Source organism: Enterobacter sp. MGH85 (assembly GCF_001037655.1).
Classification (GTDB): Bacteria; Pseudomonadota; Gammaproteobacteria; order Enterobacterales; family Enterobacteriaceae; genus Enterobacter; species Enterobacter intestinihominis.
The window spans coordinates 23,193-39,028 of sequence record NZ_KQ089927.1; the positions used below are offsets into that span (position 1 = coordinate 23,193).

13 protein-coding genes and 2 pseudogenes are annotated in these 15,836 nt (G+C 53.4%); 6 read left to right on the forward strand and 9 right to left on the reverse strand.

Going from position 1 to position 15,836, the window contains the following annotated elements:
* Window positions 1-17: 17 nt before the first annotated feature.
* Window positions 18-3,047 carry a Tn3-like element Tn4401 family transposase gene (gene tnpA / locus SK51_RS23420; protein WP_004152392.1) on the reverse strand — a complete coding sequence of 1,010 codons (3,030 nt, stop codon included), beginning with the start codon at window positions 3,045-3,047 and terminating at the stop codon, window positions 18-20.
* A 109-nt stretch (window positions 3,048-3,156) separates the two neighbouring features.
* Here tnpA and tnpR point away from each other — a divergent pair, with 109 nt between their 5' ends.
* On the forward strand, window positions 3,157-4,872 hold the full coding sequence (gene tnpR, locus SK51_RS23425) for a Tn3-like element Tn4401 family resolvase TnpR (RefSeq protein WP_004152391.1): 1,716 nt from the start codon (window positions 3,157-3,159) through the stop codon (window positions 4,870-4,872).
* A 51-nt stretch (window positions 4,873-4,923) separates the two neighbouring features.
* On the opposite strand, the pseudogene SK51_RS23430 reads toward tnpR, so the two are convergent.
* Window positions 4,924-5,454: pseudogene (locus SK51_RS23430) on the reverse strand (DUF4158 domain-containing protein); the annotation flags it as partial.
* Window positions 5,455-5,492: 38 nt separating this feature from the next.
* Window positions 5,493-6,197 (reverse strand): IS6-like element IS26 family transposase, encoded by a 705-nt coding sequence (locus SK51_RS23435; RefSeq protein ID WP_001067855.1) that lies wholly within the window; start codon window positions 6,195-6,197, stop codon window positions 5,493-5,495.
* A gap of 65 nt (window positions 6,198-6,262) precedes the next feature.
* Between SK51_RS23435 and SK51_RS23440 the strand changes: the two are divergent.
* Window positions 6,263-6,760, forward strand: a pseudogene (locus SK51_RS23440) (Tn3 family transposase); the annotation flags it as partial.
* A 9-nt stretch (window positions 6,761-6,769) separates the two neighbouring features.
* Here the strand turns inward: SK51_RS23440 and SK51_RS23445 are convergent.
* Genes SK51_RS23445 through SK51_RS23460 form a run of 4 tightly spaced genes read right to left on the reverse strand, consistent with a single transcriptional unit; the run spans window position 6,770 to window position 12,318 of the window.
* Entirely contained in the window at window positions 6,770-7,135 is a 366-nt protein-coding gene (locus SK51_RS23445) for a DUF6710 family protein (protein WP_012561167.1), read from the reverse strand.
* Entirely contained in the window at window positions 7,135-10,371 is a 3,237-nt protein-coding gene (mobF, locus tag SK51_RS23450) for a MobF family relaxase (protein ID WP_012561166.1), read from the reverse strand. The genes SK51_RS23445 and mobF overlap by 1 nt, the downstream gene beginning before the upstream one ends.
* A complete protein-coding gene (locus SK51_RS23455) occupies window positions 10,371-11,900 on the reverse strand; it encodes a type IV secretion system DNA-binding domain-containing protein (protein ID WP_000342688.1) in 1,530 nt (509 codons plus the stop codon). The genes mobF and SK51_RS23455 overlap by 1 nt, the downstream gene beginning before the upstream one ends.
* A 1-nt stretch (window position 11,901) precedes the next feature.
* Complete coding sequence (locus tag SK51_RS23460) at window positions 11,902-12,318, reverse strand: hypothetical protein (protein WP_001749975.1); 417 nt, start codon at window positions 12,316-12,318, stop codon at window positions 11,902-11,904.
* A 490-nt stretch (window positions 12,319-12,808) separates the two neighbouring features.
* On the opposite strand from SK51_RS23460, the gene stbA reads away from it, so the two are divergent.
* The 4 genes from stbA (at window position 12,809) to SK51_RS23480 (ending at window position 14,849) form a co-directional block, all read left to right on the forward strand.
* Entirely contained in the window at window positions 12,809-13,228 is a 420-nt protein-coding gene (stbA, locus tag SK51_RS25730) for a plasmid stabilization protein StbA (protein ID WP_001749974.1), read from the forward strand.
* A gap of 8 nt (window positions 13,229-13,236) precedes the next feature.
* On the forward strand, window positions 13,237-13,953 hold the full coding sequence (stbB, locus tag SK51_RS23470; RefSeq protein ID WP_001749973.1) for a StbB family protein: 717 nt from the start codon (window positions 13,237-13,239) through the stop codon (window positions 13,951-13,953).
* Between the two features lies 1 nt (window position 13,954).
* Window positions 13,955-14,323 (forward strand): plasmid stabilization protein StbC, encoded by a 369-nt coding sequence (stbC, locus tag SK51_RS23475; protein ID WP_000414913.1) that lies wholly within the window; start codon window positions 13,955-13,957, stop codon window positions 14,321-14,323.
* A gap of 181 nt (window positions 14,324-14,504) precedes the next feature.
* Window positions 14,505-14,849: a hypothetical protein gene (locus tag SK51_RS23480; protein WP_000999874.1), complete on the forward strand. Its 345-nt coding sequence runs from the start codon at window positions 14,505-14,507 to the stop codon at window positions 14,847-14,849.
* 110 nt (window positions 14,850-14,959) lie between these two features.
* Here SK51_RS23480 and ccgAII read toward each other — a convergent pair whose 3' ends face one another.
* Together ccgAII and ccgAI are read right to left on the reverse strand one after the other, a co-directional pair.
* Window positions 14,960-15,280, reverse strand: coding sequence for a protein CcgAII (gene ccgAII / locus SK51_RS23485; RefSeq protein WP_001749971.1), 321 nt, complete (start codon window positions 15,278-15,280; stop codon window positions 14,960-14,962).
* 54 nt (window positions 15,281-15,334) lie between these two features.
* Window positions 15,335-15,514, reverse strand: coding sequence for a protein CcgAI (gene ccgAI / locus SK51_RS23490; protein WP_000214483.1), 180 nt, complete (start codon window positions 15,512-15,514; stop codon window positions 15,335-15,337).
* Between the last annotated feature and the right edge of the window lie 322 nt (window positions 15,515-15,836).

Genomic DNA, 15,836 nt, shown 5'->3' on the forward strand with positions numbered 1-15,836 from the left:
AACCGCTGAAAATTCCGTCACTCCAGTTCCAGGCCTGCGACGATCGCATCGAGATCGATCGTCTTGCCGCTGCTTTGAAAGGTGTAGTGCCCGTTGAGCAGGATGTGCCGCCATGCCGCAGGCGAAATTTTTGTGATGAGTGCCAGCGCCTTGCTGTTGCCGGCCGCCTCGTACTTGGTCACCAGCCGCGACAAGATTGCCGAGTTGTAGAAAATGATCGTGTTGGCGATCAGCCGTGCGCACTGGTTGCTGATCTCGATTTCAATGTCGGTGCGACCGGTCAGTTCCTTCTTACCGCCGACCTGGGCAATGGCCGAGCGTAGCTGATGGTAGGACTCGAGGCGATTTTGCGAGCGGTGCACGTTGCGTTCCAGTTGCGGATCGCGCAGGTAGCGAAGCGTGTAGATGCTGCGGATGAGCTTGTCGAACTCGAAGATCGCGCGCCGCGTCGGGTTCGTCGTGGTGTAGGTGCACAGCTTGCGGATCAGCGTGCCCTGCGTCATTTCCTTCAGCCCGAGTGTGGCGACGATCCGGTCGATGTTCGGCTTCTCGCGATGGATGAGATCGCAGTCGATTTTCCCGACTGGCCGAATCAGGCACGCCTGATACTGTGCTGGATCGTCAGCGCAGTAGAGTTCTTTCAATTGCGCGTTGAGGTCGGTGAAGCGCGGCTCGAACCGCCGGCCAAACCAATGCAGGATGGCGAAGTTGGCCTTGTTGACGCTGTGCATGTCGCCGGTGATCGCGGTCGGCATGATGTCCGACGTGTTGCGATACCAGATGTCGAACACGTGGTGGGCCTCGTAGTCGTGCGCGCCGATCAGGTAGCCGTTGAGCGGGATGTGGTTGCACAGCAGCGTGTAGGCGACCACGCCCTTGCCGCGCCCGAAGTACTTGCGCGAATAGCGCGCCTTCACGGTCGGCCGTTCGACGCTGAATTTCTGCCCGTCGACGGCACCGTACAGCGTTTCGAGGTCGAACGAGTAGTATGGGAAGATCGGTAGCGTGGCGATGGCGTTGCTGATGCAGTCGTTGGCCGCGTGCAGCGTTGCCTGGCGCAGGTACTGCTGGTAGCCGCTATCCAGCACGTGGTACGGGATGTCGCTGGTGCGCGCCATGACGTGGTTGCCGTGGTTCATCGCTTGCGCGATGATGACCGCCATCAGGCTGTCAGCGTCGGCGACCTTCTTCGCGTAGCGCGGCTGCATGGGCGTGAACGCCGACAGAAACTTGCACTCGTCGTTGACGAAGCGAAACACGTCGGCCACGTCGCAGAACGGAAGCTTCTCGTAGAATGCCTTTTCGCGCGCTTTCTCATTCTCGCTCTTGGGCTTGCGCCAGGTCAGTTTCTGCGTGTCCTTGTTGTATTCGAGGTGCGTCAGCTTGCCCTGTTTCAGCTCGCGGTTGAACGCCAGCCACTGCGTGCGCAGTTCGGCAGTCAGCGCATCGAGTTGGGCATGGACGGGTTGCTGCAGGAAGGGGATCTCCATTTTTGCGAGCACATCGATCTTCCTGTCCATCTCAACCAGTTCATCTGAGAAGTGCCGGTGTTGCAGGCTGTCGTCGAGGTAGAGTTCACCCGATTGGAGACGCTTCCTGATCTGGCGGTACAGCCAGAACTCGTAGCGGTCAGCGTGCAGGCCGGTTGGTTTACCGTCGGCGTCGAAGGTCAGCAGGTACGGCCGCAAGCGTTTCGGAAGTGTCGCCGCGGGCCACTCGTCGAGTGGCCGTTGCGACAGCCGCTGCTGCTTGGCAAAAACACCTTTGGCCCAGGCCAGCGCGGCAAGCCATGGACTGTCTGGATTGGAGCCGGAGAGGTCGAGCGCAACGTACAGTGGACGAAGATGGCGGCGCATGCGGTCGGCCAGCCCGTCCACCGCCTGCCACTGCAAGGCCAGCTTGCTCGCCGGCTTCACGCTCATACGCTGCGCCGTGGTTTGCAGCGTATCGCGAGGCATGATCTTGTAGGCGCGCTGCCGCACCTCGCCGAAGGGCGTGGGATCGGCCACGCTATCATCAACGTAGAGTGACAGCAGGCGGCCTACCCGCGGCGTTTCCTGCTGACGGCGCACCTGCTCGTCGGCAAAGGATTGTTTGGCACCAGCGCTGCTTTCGTCCTCCAACTGCTTCATGTGGTACGCCATCGCATCGACCAGGTTGTCGGAGAGCTGCCGGTAGCGTACCCAGGCATAGCACAGCAGGTAGAGTTGGGTCTGATCGGCCTTCAGATTGCGCAGGTCGTGGACGGTGTAGAAGTTTGCCAGGCTCGCGTAGTACAGCAGGTTCTGCTGCGAGACGTCGAGTTTAGGCAGCAGTGTCTTGGCGATTGCGTGCAGCGGCTCCAGCGTGGCGCGCTTTTCGCGCTCGCGGACCATCTGGCGCCAGCCGAAATTCTTGGCGTCCTGCTTGAGCGCCGCCAGTTGCGACAGGGTGTCATCACGGACCAGAAGCTGGCTCAGCGCGGCCTTGGCAGATTCGTCCAACGCTTGCTCCAGCAGATTGCCCAGGCGCCGGCGCTCGGCGGATAGCGTTTCGCTGACCAACTCTTGCAAGGTCGTATAGCCGGGCCGGATAATCTTGTGCTCATTGAGCCAGACGATCAGCTCGGCGGCGACGAACCCCGGCGTTACGTCACGCCGCACGGTCCGTGCGGCCTGCTGCTCGAGCTGCGGCAGGAAGGCGGCCGACCACGGCCAGTAGCCGAATAGTTTGGCGATCTGCTCGCGCTGGGTGTAGCGTTCATGCTTGGTGATCGCCTTGGGTTCGAACACCTCGCCGTGGAAATAGCGGCTCAGCACGAAAGCGCAATCGTCCTCGACTTCGTCCCAGTCGAAACTGAAGAAGGCATGCTTGGCCTTGAAGTAGCCGATCTGCAAGAGGCAATAGACCTTGGCATGAAGACTGGGCCGGCTGTTGGCAAGCGCCAACTCGGTTTCTGTCACAGCCAGATATTCCAGCTGCTGCGCATCATCGAACTCCGGCAGGCCATACAAGGCCTCCTGTTCGGCGTCGGATAGGACGCTGAGTAGCTTGTTCTTCTTGCTCATGGCCCGTTCTTGCTATCTTGAGGTTTCGTAGAAACATGGGGCATTTTCGATTCTACTGAAATAATCGTTATTATCGCGTTACTCGCTTTTCGAATCGCAACCTGTCCATATGAAAACGGGCCAGACTACGGCTTCGAGTTCTACCCCAGTCGGCTTTCCCGATGCGGATTCGCTGGCTGCCTTGCGCGGCTGGTACGCGGGACTCAGCTCTCGCGCGGCCGTTGAACACTACCTGGCGGCACGCAAGGCCGCCGGTCAATCAGCGCGAGGGATGCTGGGGCATATCCGCCGCCAGCTCATCGTTTTCGCCAACAGCCGCCACCGGCCGGATCTGGCCGACGTGTTCCAGCACGCCCCCGAAGAGCGACAGGGGCGCGCGGGTGCCGTCGAACGCGCGATCCGGCTCTTGCCCACGCTGCCGGCGCCGAAGCCCCAGATCAGCGACAGCATCGACCAGTGGCTGTCTCCGAGGACCGTCAGGGCACTGCAGGCGTACGGTATCCACACCCTCTCGGCGCTGACCGTGCGCATTCCCCGCCGGCGTGGCTGGTGGAAAGCCATCGAGGGACTCGGCATGACAGGCGCCCGGCAGGTCGAGGCTTTCTTTGCCGCACATCCGCAGCTCACCGAGCGCGCCCGGGCCCTGATCCCGATTATTCAGCCCAGCGGCATCGTGCCGTGGGAGCAGTTGCGTCTGCCGAACGAAGTCGACGGCTCGCAGGGCAATTTCCGGGCCCCGCGCAACGCTTGCACGCTGAATGCGACCAACGACTACGAGGCCGTGCAGGCCTGGCTGGCGCTGCACGAGACTGTCGCCACACAGCGCGCCTATCGCAAGGAGGCTGCGCGGCTAATCCTGTGGGCCATCGTCGAACGCGGACGGGCGCTATCATCCCTGACCACGGACGATGCAATCGCGTACCGGGCCTTTGTCCGGCACCCGACCCCGCGCGAGCGTTGGGTGGGGCCACCTCGACCACGCGATTCGGTGGAATGGCGCCCCTTCTCGGGCGGCTTGTCCGCACGCTCGGCAGCGTATGCGCTGACGGTGCTCTCGGCGCTGTTCCGGTGGCTCATCGAGCAGCGCTATGTGCTGGCCAACCCTTTCGCCGGCGTCAAGGTACGCGGTCACGCCTTGCGGCCCGCACTGGATACGGCGCGAGGCTTTACCGAGGGAGAATGGCTACTGCTGCGCGCCATTGCAGACGGCCTGGAATGGTCCTACGGCTGGTCCGAGCCGGCAGCACAACGCCTGCGCTTCATGCTCGACTTCGGCTATGCCACGGGCCTGCGCGCTAGCGAACTGGTCGGCGCCGTCCTGGGTAATGTCCGCCTCGACGAGCACGGTGACCACTGGCTGCATTTGGTTGGCAAAGGTGGCAAACCAGGTAAGGTGGCCTTGCCGCCGCTCGCGTATACGGCGCTGGACCAATACTTGGCACAGCGTCAACTGCCAGTCAGCCGGGAACGGTGGAATCCGAAAACGCCCCTGGTGGGCAGTCTTGGGGAAGACGGTAATGCCGGCATCACCGGCCCTCACCTTTGGTGCGTGTTGCGAAGATTCTTTACGCAAGCCGCTGAGGCCATTGAGGCCGATCATCCGGTCGCCGCCGAAAAGCTGCGCCGTGCCACGCCTCATTGGATGCGTCACAGTCATGCCAGCCATGCGTTGGCCCGGGGAGCTCAGCTCACCGCGGTGCGCGACAACCTACGCCATGCGTCGATCGCCACGACGTCGATGTATTTGCATGGCGATGAGCTCGAGCGCGCCAGGCAGATGCGGCAGGCTTTTGGCGCTCGTCACGTCAAGCGAGGAGTCGACTGAATTTTCATCATACGGAATGACGGAATTTTCTGGGATTCCCGCTTAGAACCCCAGAACGTCCAATGCATCATCCAGCGCCAGCGTTTCCCATGCAAGGACAAAGGCAACCAGAACCGCCATCCTTTTCTGCGGTGACATCCTGGCAATATTGAACACCGAAGTCATACCAGCATAACGTGCGAGATTTTTCAGGCGCACAGCCGGGAGTGTACTCAGGTTTTCAGCATGCAGGCCAAAATCGTTCAGAGTTTTCCAGCGTTCAATTGCTTCATTAAACGCCGGACCACTGATGGTCACAGGGCCCTTTTTCAGTGATTCCAGTAAAGACAGGCGGCTGCAATCAGTTGGCCCCAGCAGCATCTCCAGCTGTGAACGCTGTTCGGCTGACGGTATCAGTGCCAGTTTGTTCCACAGGCGCAACGTCGCCTTTTCCCTTACCTCTGAAATCAACCGGGTCAGCGTAGTGGCTCCGGGGAGAATAATACGATGTTGCATAAGCCACCCTGTCGCCAGATCGAAAAGCAGGCCAGGACGTTCGTTGCTTATCCAGCTCCGGGTATATAAAAGAGGCACTGTTGCAAAGTTAGCGATGAGGCAGCCTTTTGTCTTATTCAAAGGCCTTACATTTCAAAAACTCTGCTTACCAGGCGCATTTCGCCCAGGGGATCACCATAATAAAATGCTGAGGCCTGGCCTTTGCGTAGTGCACGCATCACCTCAATACCTTTGATGGTGGCGTAAGCCGTCTTCATGGATTTAAATCCCAGCGTGGCGCCGATTATCCGTTTCAGTTTGCCATGATCGCATTCAATCACGTTGTTCCGGTACTTAATCTGTCGGTGTTCAACGTCAGACGGGCACCGGCCTTCGCGTTTGAGCAGAGCAAGCGCGCGACCATAGGCGGGCGCTTTATCCGTGTTGATGAATCGCGGGATCTGCCACTTCTTCACGTTGTTGAGGATTTTACCCAGAAACCGGTATGCAGCTTTGCTGTTACGACGGGAGGAGAGATAAAAATCGACAGTGCGGCCCCGGCTGTCGACGGCCCGGTACAGATACGCCCAGCGGCCATTGACCTTCACGTAGGTTTCATCCATGTGCCACGGGCAAAGATCGGAAGGGTTACGCCAGTACCAGCGCAGCCGTTTTTCCATTTCAGGCGCATAACGCTGAACCCAGCGGTAAATCGTGGAGTGATCGACATTCACTCCGCGTTCAGCCAGCATCTCCTGCAGCTCACGGTAACTGATGCCGTATTTGCAGTACCAGCGTACGGCCCACAGAATGATGTCACGCTGAAAATGCCGGCCTTTGAATGGGTTCATGTGCAGCTCCATCAGCAAAAGGGGATGATAAGTTTATCACCACCGACTATTTGCAACAGTGCCCAGTCCACGCCTCAGAACTTGTGGGCTCGCTTTTAAAAAGTTCCCGTCCGTCAGGGCTGGCGCAGGCGATTATGGAGGTGGGACGGGTCAACAAGACGCTGTACCTCCTCAACTACATTGATGATGAAGAATATCGTCGCAGGATACTGACTCAGCTTAACCGGGGAGAAGGCCGTCACGCCGTGGCAAGGGCGATCTGTTACGGCCAACGTGGTGAGATTAGAAAACGTTACCGTGAGGGGCAGGAGGATCAACTGGGTGCGCTGGGGCTTGTCACTAACGCAGTTGTATTGTGGAACACGCTTTATATGCAGGAAGCGCTATCACATTTGCGCAGCGCTGGTGAGATCCCGGAAGACGAGCATATCTCACGCCTGTCGCCACTGATGTACGGTCATATCAACATGCTGGGACATTATACGTTCACGCTGCCGGAAAATATTCTGAAGGGAGAGTTGAGGCCATTAAATTTCAATTCAAACAATGAATTATTGCCTTAACGTGGTTTTTTACACGATTGAACCTCGAACCCCTATATCGGCTAAAGCACTCCGGTAGCTTGATTCACCCCACGGCCACGGCAGGATCTTGGCCGTCGCAAGCGCCAGGGGAAAATCTTCAGCTGCAAGCCTGAGTGATTTCATGTGCGTGTAATCCATCGCCCAGATGATTTTTGTGAAGAAGAACTCGCGCTCGTTCATGTCCGGGCGCGCGTCCTGGCCCTCCGTGCCAACGGCCAGCAAGTAATCGGCCTGAATTGGCAGTATCAGCGCGCGTAGTAAGTCATGGATCGCCGGTTGCGGCAGTCTGCGCGCCAGATTAATTACCCGGTCGAACTTCAGTTTATCCTGCTTGCGCTTGTCGGTCTGCTCCATCAGATTTCATGGCCCCCTTCTTCATGCTCATGCTCATGGGTGTGTTCTTTTCCGGTATGGCTCTGTTCCGCCTGAGACGTCTGCGGCATGGCGTAATCGTCGTAAATGCTGCTGTCAAAGTCGTAGTCTGATGCTTCGGCATAATGCTCGTAATCGGCATACTCCTGCGCGCTCCACTGCTGATCGTCGGCAGCAGCATAATCATGGGCCAGTTCTGCATCATTTTGCTGTGCTTCATGACGCCGCAGGCCAACGGAATCATCCATAGGGTTCTGCTTAAGATGAAAGGCGTCCTCTGCGTTGCTCACCGGCTGATAATCAGTGCCGGTTGTCATGTTATGTTCATCGGGTTTCTGGTTAAACGCCATGCTTTCCCCCGTGGCTTCTGGCAGACCTTTTTCAGCTGATCGGGTTTCTAAACTGGTATCGCGGCCAATATCCTTAAACCTGGCCTCAAGCCCAAAGAAACGGTCAATTTCTGCGGCCGTGGTTTTCGGGCTGTCGCGGCTCACGCTCGATGCCAAAGATTTTTTATCGTCGGTAAAAATTTCCACCTCATGACGCGCACGCGAAATACCAACATAAAAAACGTCCTTAGAAGTGGTAAGCGATTTGGTATCTATGTTGAACAACACGCGATCACAGGTAAGCCCCTGGGATTTGTGGACGGTGGTTGCATAAGCATAGGAAAGATAAGAAGCCTGTTTTTTGTCCAGCTCAACCGTGCGCCCTTTTTTGTCCTCAAGCGTCAGTTTTTCACCCTCCACGGTTTTCACCGTGAAGCGGTCGCCGTTGGCAACGTCCAGCGTTTTATCGTTACGCGTTACCATGACCTTATCGCCCGGCGCCAGTTCGGCGCTGACTGCCTGGTATACAGACAGCTTGGTGTGTGTACGCGGGCTGAAAGCGATCTGCTCACCGCTGCTGCTTTCAACCGTCAATTTGTTGCCCGGCCCGGTATCAAGAACCTGGTAAGACTCGCCCCGCTTCATACCATTTTTGTAATCCTGTTCGGGGATAATGATTTGCCCTTTACTGAAATAACGGCTGTCGCGGCGTTCCGCCTGTGTCGAATCCACGCGGTCAAGTAGCGTGAACGTTTCGCCGGTTCCGGCAAGCCCCAGATTGCCCCGGATGTAGTCATTGAGGGTTTTGCGTGAGGCGTTCGTACCAGAGATTATCAGGGTGGCATCCTGTTGTTCTGAGGACAGAGACAGGTAGCGATCGGCAAGTTGAGCGAGTCGGGGCGCTTCTTCCTTCAGTTCGTTCACGCCGGTGATATTTTTCAGGGCGCGCGCGGCATTACCTTCAGCGGCATACTTAACCGCCTCAAGCAAAACTTCATTCTTCTGTCGCTGAATGTCTTTCATGTAGCTGGTCTGCATACCTGCTTTAATCAGCTGCTCAAAAGGCTTACCGGCTTCTACCGCTTTCGTCTGTGACGTATCCCCCAGGAATACCGCGCGAGCGTTATGCTTCTCGATCACCTCCATCAGCTGTTTCATCTGCCGGGCGGGTATAACCCCGGCTTCATCAATGAATACGACTGATTTTTCATCCAGCTTTTTATCCTTCGCTTTGAGGAAGGCGGCAACGGTGCGGGCCGGTAATCCATCATCTTCAAGCGCTTTTTTCTGTGTCCCATAGGGGGCCAGCGCCGTGACCTTCAGCCCTTGTGACTCCAGCAGCTCTTTAGCGGCCATCGTCATATAGCTTTTACCGGTACCGGCGTAACCATGTGCGGCCACAAAACGATCTTTGCTCGTCACAATTTCTGTAACTGCGCGCATCTGCTCATTCTTGAGGGTTTTCCCGGCGAGCAGCTGGCCTGCAATCTCTGCGGTCAGCTGTCGCGGCATCTGCCCCCGGCCGCGTGATTCGATAGTCAGAATGGAACGCTCAAGGCGAATACCCTCCACGGTAGTGACGCGGTGGCTGGTCTTTTTAAGCCTGCCGTTTTTAATACCATCATCTACCGCAAAACGGGCTTTATCCGCACGCATCCCGCTATTCGTCAGCGAGTCGATCCACTCTTTGCGCGTCAGAGTTTCGGCCATAACTGAAGCACCGACCTTCAGCGTTGATTGATACCGGGCTTCGCCCTCGATGATGGCGCCCTTCTGTACCGCCTTCAGGTACGCTTTTTCAACATCGGCCATTGTGGCATGGCCCAGCACCTGCTTATTAGCGATCTGAATCAGCTTCTGGCGTTCAAAGCTGGCATCGCGCTCTGACAGCGACTTAACTGCAAACTGGATAGCCCGGTCAGCTTTAACCTCAGGGCTGGTAAAATCCGGGGCCATGTTGCGCGCAATATCAGCCTCCAGAGGTTTACCGTGTCCCTGCCATTCACGGTTATCAAAATCAATGCCTAGCGTTTTGGCGCGGCTGGCCCATTCCTGGTGAATTTCTTCACGGGAATGCTCTGTTTTCTTTTCACGCGTCGCCATCGAGACGCGGCTTTTCGTCTGAGCATCGGCGGTTTCCCGCGTCAGGCCCATTGCAGCGAGTCCCTTTTCAATTTGCTCCGACCGGCGGGAAAAAGCGCGAATCTGTTCGTCTGAAAAATGGGCCATATCGAACGTGTTATTTTTGCTGTTGTAACGCAGCTCATAACCGGCTTTGGTCAACTCCAGCGCCAGCTCCTGTTTGTAAACATCGCCCAGGTGCATTTTGTTACGCATCAGCTCATCATTTTTGAGCGCGCGCCACTGGCCGTCCTCGCGCTGGGTCATGTTCATGACAAAAGCGTGGGTGTGCAAATCAGGATCTAGCGCCCTGGACGTTTCGTGGCGAAAAGTAGCGACGACAAGGTTATTGGTATTCTGGGTTACTGATTTCCCCTGGCGAGTCGTCCGGGCCTGCGCGAGTTTTTCAGCTTCACGCACAGCAGCGGCAACAGCTTTTTCATGAGCCTCGATAATGGTTTTATCGCCGTGTATCAGCGCCTGCATGGATACCCCTTTAGGCGCTGAAAACGTCAGGTCGTAGCCCAGACGCTCTTTTTTGGCATCACCCACGTGTCGCTGCATATGCGTGAAGGTATCTATCTCTCCGACAAGCAGCTCTTTAAACCGGGCTGATTCAACGTCCCCGGATAAGCCGAGGGCTTCAGCTCCGGTTCCCTGCCAGGACGTGAATGATGAATCCTTACTGTAGTAATCATCCTTTGCATCAGAGTAGTAGCCCACAACGCTAGTGACGTTCTGGCGGGTAATCGTGGTTATATCAAGCATCAGATCTCCCTCAGTTCAATGCCAGGAACAGGGTTTTTGCGATGGTATTTAACGTGTTTAGCCTTGAACTTAGCGACGGGCATATCACCAGGCAACGCCAGATAGCCGGTGAGGTTTGGCAACATTGATATTTCGGTAGGCGTTACGGCACGAACAACTTTAACGTCGCGGCGTTTACGGACAATCCAGGGCTTCTGAGGATCGGATTCTTTACGCTCAACTTCGCCTTCTATCTCACCGAGTGAGCGCGACATTTGATCCAACGTTTCATCACCGAGACGGCTGCCGCCCAGCACGATGTTAGAACGCATGTTAGCCAGAATTGTCTGAGCCATATCCCGACCATAAACCTTAACCAGCTGAGAATAGGTTTGATAGCCAGCATAAACACACAGACCGCTTTTACGCCCTTTGGTCAGTGCATCGTTGAGGTTTGGCAGAAACTGGAGTGATTCCAGCTCGTCAATAAATACATTAATGCGGCTTTCTTTTTCACCCATACCCAGCACGATAGAAAAAATCGAATCCAGCCAGCAGGAAATTAGCGGATTAAGTGACCTTTTCATTTCTTCCTGCCAGGTGATAAACAGGGTTCCCGGCTTTCCATCATCAAGCCAGTCACGCAGGGAAAAATTACCTTCCGGCATTTTCAAATGTGGGGCAAGATTCTTACTGAGAACAAATCGCGCGCTTCCAACTGCTTTTTCAGACCCGGAAAAAATAGCTTCGGCAGGCGTCCCCATTAAAAATTCTTTTAATTTTTTCTGGTCAACGTTACAGGCCCAGTGAATAACTTCTTCCATAGTTACTGTGCTATATAGGCTGTGAAGTTTTTTCGAAACTTCACTAAAAATAAGACGGCCATAGCCGAACCATTCTTCAGTAGCCATATCAGGGCTTTCCTGAACAATAGAGTTCACTAAGCGCTCGTAATCATATGAACGGCGAATTTCATTGAAAAACACCCAGCCTTCAGTGCGTTTATCATAGGCGTTTAAAATAACATCGCCGGGACGATAGAAATTCTTTAAGAAGCCCCCATTTGGATCTAAAGCAATATTTTTGCCGCCTCTAATGATGCTCTTAAATAACAGTTCATTGAAAATTGTGGTTTTACCAGTACCGGTTGTACCGGCAATCGAAAAATGCAAGTTCTCAGCGTATGTAGGTATGGGGATATTAGCCACGGTTAACTGGTTGACACCTCTTTCGCGTGTTTTATCAGCGAGTGTTCTGGCGCGAACAAGCTCTGTACCACGATAAATCTTTTTGAATCTTTCGCCTTTAAACACGCGTGATTTATCATAAATGATAAAAGCGATCAGACCGCCAACACCAATAAACCAGCCAGCAATTAAAGCTGACCATAAAGGCCATAGCGAAAAAGTATTCTTAACCAGATACGGAATCAGGTATTTAGCCGTGGATGGATCAATACCGTAGGTAAATTTTGCAACTAGAAACCATACCATCACTGGAGGCAAAGTAATTGCAAATAAAAATGCTAAGCCTCTTTCTCTATCGTCCATTTCAGCGCTCCTTTTTTGGTTCCCAGACTTTGTAGCCGTTACGTTCAACCTCTGCTTTTGCCGCTTTGGTTTTGCCCGGTTCTGCTATCGAGCGCAGGAGGATTAGCGTTTCAATAGCGAGTGATTCATGCAACATCATCTGTCCTGCCGGTGGGAATTTTACGCCAGATAGCGTTTCGGTTATTGCCTTCAGCTCATCGCGCAGTGGGCCAAAATCCGCATCTGAAGCACGGTCAAAAAGATAATCCAGTTTGCGATTTACGTCGCTCAGCCGGTCGGCAACTATTTTCAACCCGGACTCCCGATCACCTGGGCCAGCTTCAATGCAGCGCCGCAGATAATCTGACCGATTACCTCCTGAAACCAGGTCTATATAGGCCAAAAGTTCATCTGATACTTTTGCGGTTATTATTGGCATTCAGTCCTCACATTGTGCATTTTTTAAACAAAAAATTGGGATCTAACAAGCTGAAATCTTAGTATTACCAAAGTAATAAAGCAAACTCATTATAAAACAATGAGTTATTGGGTGTTTTTAATACCTAATTATTACCGAATATTGTTGCTATTTATTTTTTTATCTTTTAAATCAGTATGATAGCGTGATTTATCGCGCTGCGTTAGGTGTATAGCAGGTTAAGGGATAAAAAATCATCTTTTTTGGTAGGGGCGATCTACGTAGGTTAAGGACTAACTGGCTAAAAAGCGTTCAATATTCCGTATTCATGCTTGCATGAATACCAGTACAACAAAAGTACATCAAAATTACATCAAAATTACATCACTTGAAGGTTGACAGTACAACAAAATTACATCATTCTTTGGTCATGAGGTAGCCAGTACAACAAAAGTACATCAAAAGTACATCAAAATTACATCAAAATTACATCATTCTAAATGAGGGTACTATGAAGCCCAAAAGTATCAGGGCGGCACTTCAGTTGATGTTGCCGGAAATAGAAGAAATGCTGTCACTGGGAGTTTCCAGGGAGGAAATTTATAAGGCAGTTTCTGAACGCTTCGGCCTGGAAGGTGTGAACGTTCGTAGCTTTGATACGTCCCTATATAGAGCGCGGCAAATCCGGAAAAATGGAATGCACAATACACATGAAAGGATGCCGAACAATGATGATAGTGTATTGCACAATACACAAAAAGGAGGTAGCGAGAAAGGTGCAGAGGAAAGTGTATTGCACAATACACAAACGCCGCCTGAGCCTGAACCGCAAGGAAGTGAAAAAAAAGAAAGTCCCGGCATTATTGATAAAGAGTTCTTCAATAAAATCAGTGAAGATTTCGACCCTAAGATGTTCAATAAAAAATTCTGAGGTGATTTATGAAAGTAGCGGTAATTAATTACAGTGGCAGCGTTGGTAAAACCTTAATTTCATCCTACCTGTTAGCCCCGCGTCTGACTGGAGCAAAATTCTATGCGGTTGAAACTATCAACCAGTCTGCTTCCGATCTGGGGATTGAGAATGTTTCCATTTTTAAAGGTGATGACTTTTCACGGTTGATTGAAGATATTGTTTTTGAAGATGCCGGGATTATTGATATTGGTGCGTCAAACGTAGAAGCGTTCCTGATGGCAATGTCCCGCTTTGACAGTGGCGCGAATGAATTTGATAAGTATGTAATCCCGGTTACGCCTGATAATAAGGCCATTGATGAAAGCCTGAAAACAGCACATACGTTAAGTAAGGCAGGTGTAAGCAGCGATAAAATCATCTTTGTTCCAAACCGCATTAGTCCAGATAGTGAAGTAGAGGATGTACTGGCGCCGGTATTTGAATTTGTCAAACGAACGAAAGTTGGCAAAATCAGCAAGAAATCTGTTATTTATAACAGTGAAGTTTTCGAATATCTCGCGTATCACCGTATCTCATTCGAAGCATTGACCGCTGAAGATCCAGAAGAATTTAAAGCCCGCGCTAAACAAACAACGGATGCTGACGAGCGCAAAAAACTGGCCCGCCGTTATACCTACATGAAACAGGCAATTCCTGTTAAAGCTAATCTCGATAAAGCATATGCGGCTTTAATGGGAGAATAAAATGGAAAAGCAGCCAGATAAATTTGAAGTTCTGATGGATTGGTTTTTAGGTGACGCGAAGGAAATCACCGCAAGTCAGAAAGAAATGACTGAGATACTTTCTGCGCTTTCGGAAAAGCTGGCAAAAGACACCGAAAGTTTAGGAGAGACGGCAGACTCTCTTAAACGGACTTTAGTAGAAAACCAGCGTTCAATTAGCCTGGCAATTAGTGATGATGCTAAGGCGCGTGAGGAATTTCTGACGAAGTTCCGCCGCGCGCAGGCGTCCAGAGCTGAGACGTTAACCCGTCAGATCCTTTTTATTACAGCTGGCTGCACTATTGTGGGCGCCGCCGTGGGTGCCGCGATAGCCATAATTCTACTGAGATAATGTAAACCGGGCATGTCCCGGTTTTTTTTCAAGCGAAGCGCGGAGGCCGCAGGCCGGAGGCATTAGTGGCCGCCGCCCGAAGGGGCGAGACGCGTAGCGGCTCGATGCGCAGCACGGCAGAACGGCCCCGCAGGGGTAATGCCCGGTTTAATTCAACGTGACAGTCACGTGGAGGAAAAATATGAATGACCGACAGCGTGAACAAGCCCGTATTCGCCAGGCCCGGCGCCGCGCGCGACTCAAAGAGGAAGGCGCTAGCGTGACAGTCACGCTAACAAAACAGGAAGAAGCAATGTTACAGGAGCTTTGCCGGGTTCGTCGTCCAGGACGAACAGCCTATTCCACGAATGAGTTTTTCCAACTGCTGCTGATCCGAAACTGGCAACAGTGGCAGGAGCAAAAGGCGCAGCTGGGGAAATGCCAGGCTTGCGGAAAGCTGAAAGCGGAGGGAGGTTGCGGCGGCGAACGGCAGAGCGAAACCTTTAACTGCTGGCTAGCCGTCGAAGCAAACGAGCTTAATGTGTAGTGTATTGTGCTATACAGAAATTGCCAAAAGCAGCGCGGAGTAATAACTGAAACGGCCGCGCAGCGGAAAGAAAAAAGCCCGGTCAATCCGGGTTTTTTTCTTTCGGCGGCTCAGTAATCGTCTAGATCTCCGCAGCCCAGCGGGCAACAATTACGCTCAATACCGTGGCTGCAATAATCGTTTTCCCGATCCTGCCGGATTTCTTCCGCGATCTCGTCTTGGGTCAGATAGTCAAATTCACGCCGCGCTACCGCGATCAGTTCTTCCCGATACTCGGCCGGAACGCCAGCAAGATAGCCGTCAATAACCGCGCTCAGGCGGCGCTGATACAGTTCATAAATCAGGCCGCAGCGGGGCTGCTGTTCGCGCGCAAAACTCTCACACTGGCGACGAAAATCTTCAAGAGTCTGCTCAAGGGTTTGTGTGGTCATGTCGTTTGTCCTCGATCTTTCTGTTAAAGACCCGGCTTGGCCGGGTCGTCAGTGCTATTTAGTTTGTTGCAGCAGCTGGTCTAATTTTGCCGCCAGTGCATACGTCGATGTGAAAGCGCCTTGCAGGCGCTGATTAGGCAGCTGGTTGAACGCTTCGAGGCAGGCGCGCAGCAATAATTCTTTCTGAGATTCGACTTCTTTTTTCAGCTGGGAAGGGGTGGTAACAGTGGTCATGCTTACTCCTTAGTGATCCGATACCGGCAATTTTTCGGGTGGCGGTATTGCCTCCCGATGATTTAATTATCGGTGATTACGCCTTTAAAGTCAATACAAGTACGGAATTTATTTACATGTTTTTATGCCCGTCAGGGCATGGAAGGCGACCGCGCCGGACTCCACCGGACACCGGCCGCAAATCGCCGGAAACTGCGGGACTGACCGGAGCAACAGGCCAACCCCCCTTCCTGCTAAGCCATAACCCAGCCCGCCGCCACGCAGCTGCCGCACGTCCCCCACGGGGGTGCGCAGTGGGCGCCGCGCGCCTGCGCGCGGGTAC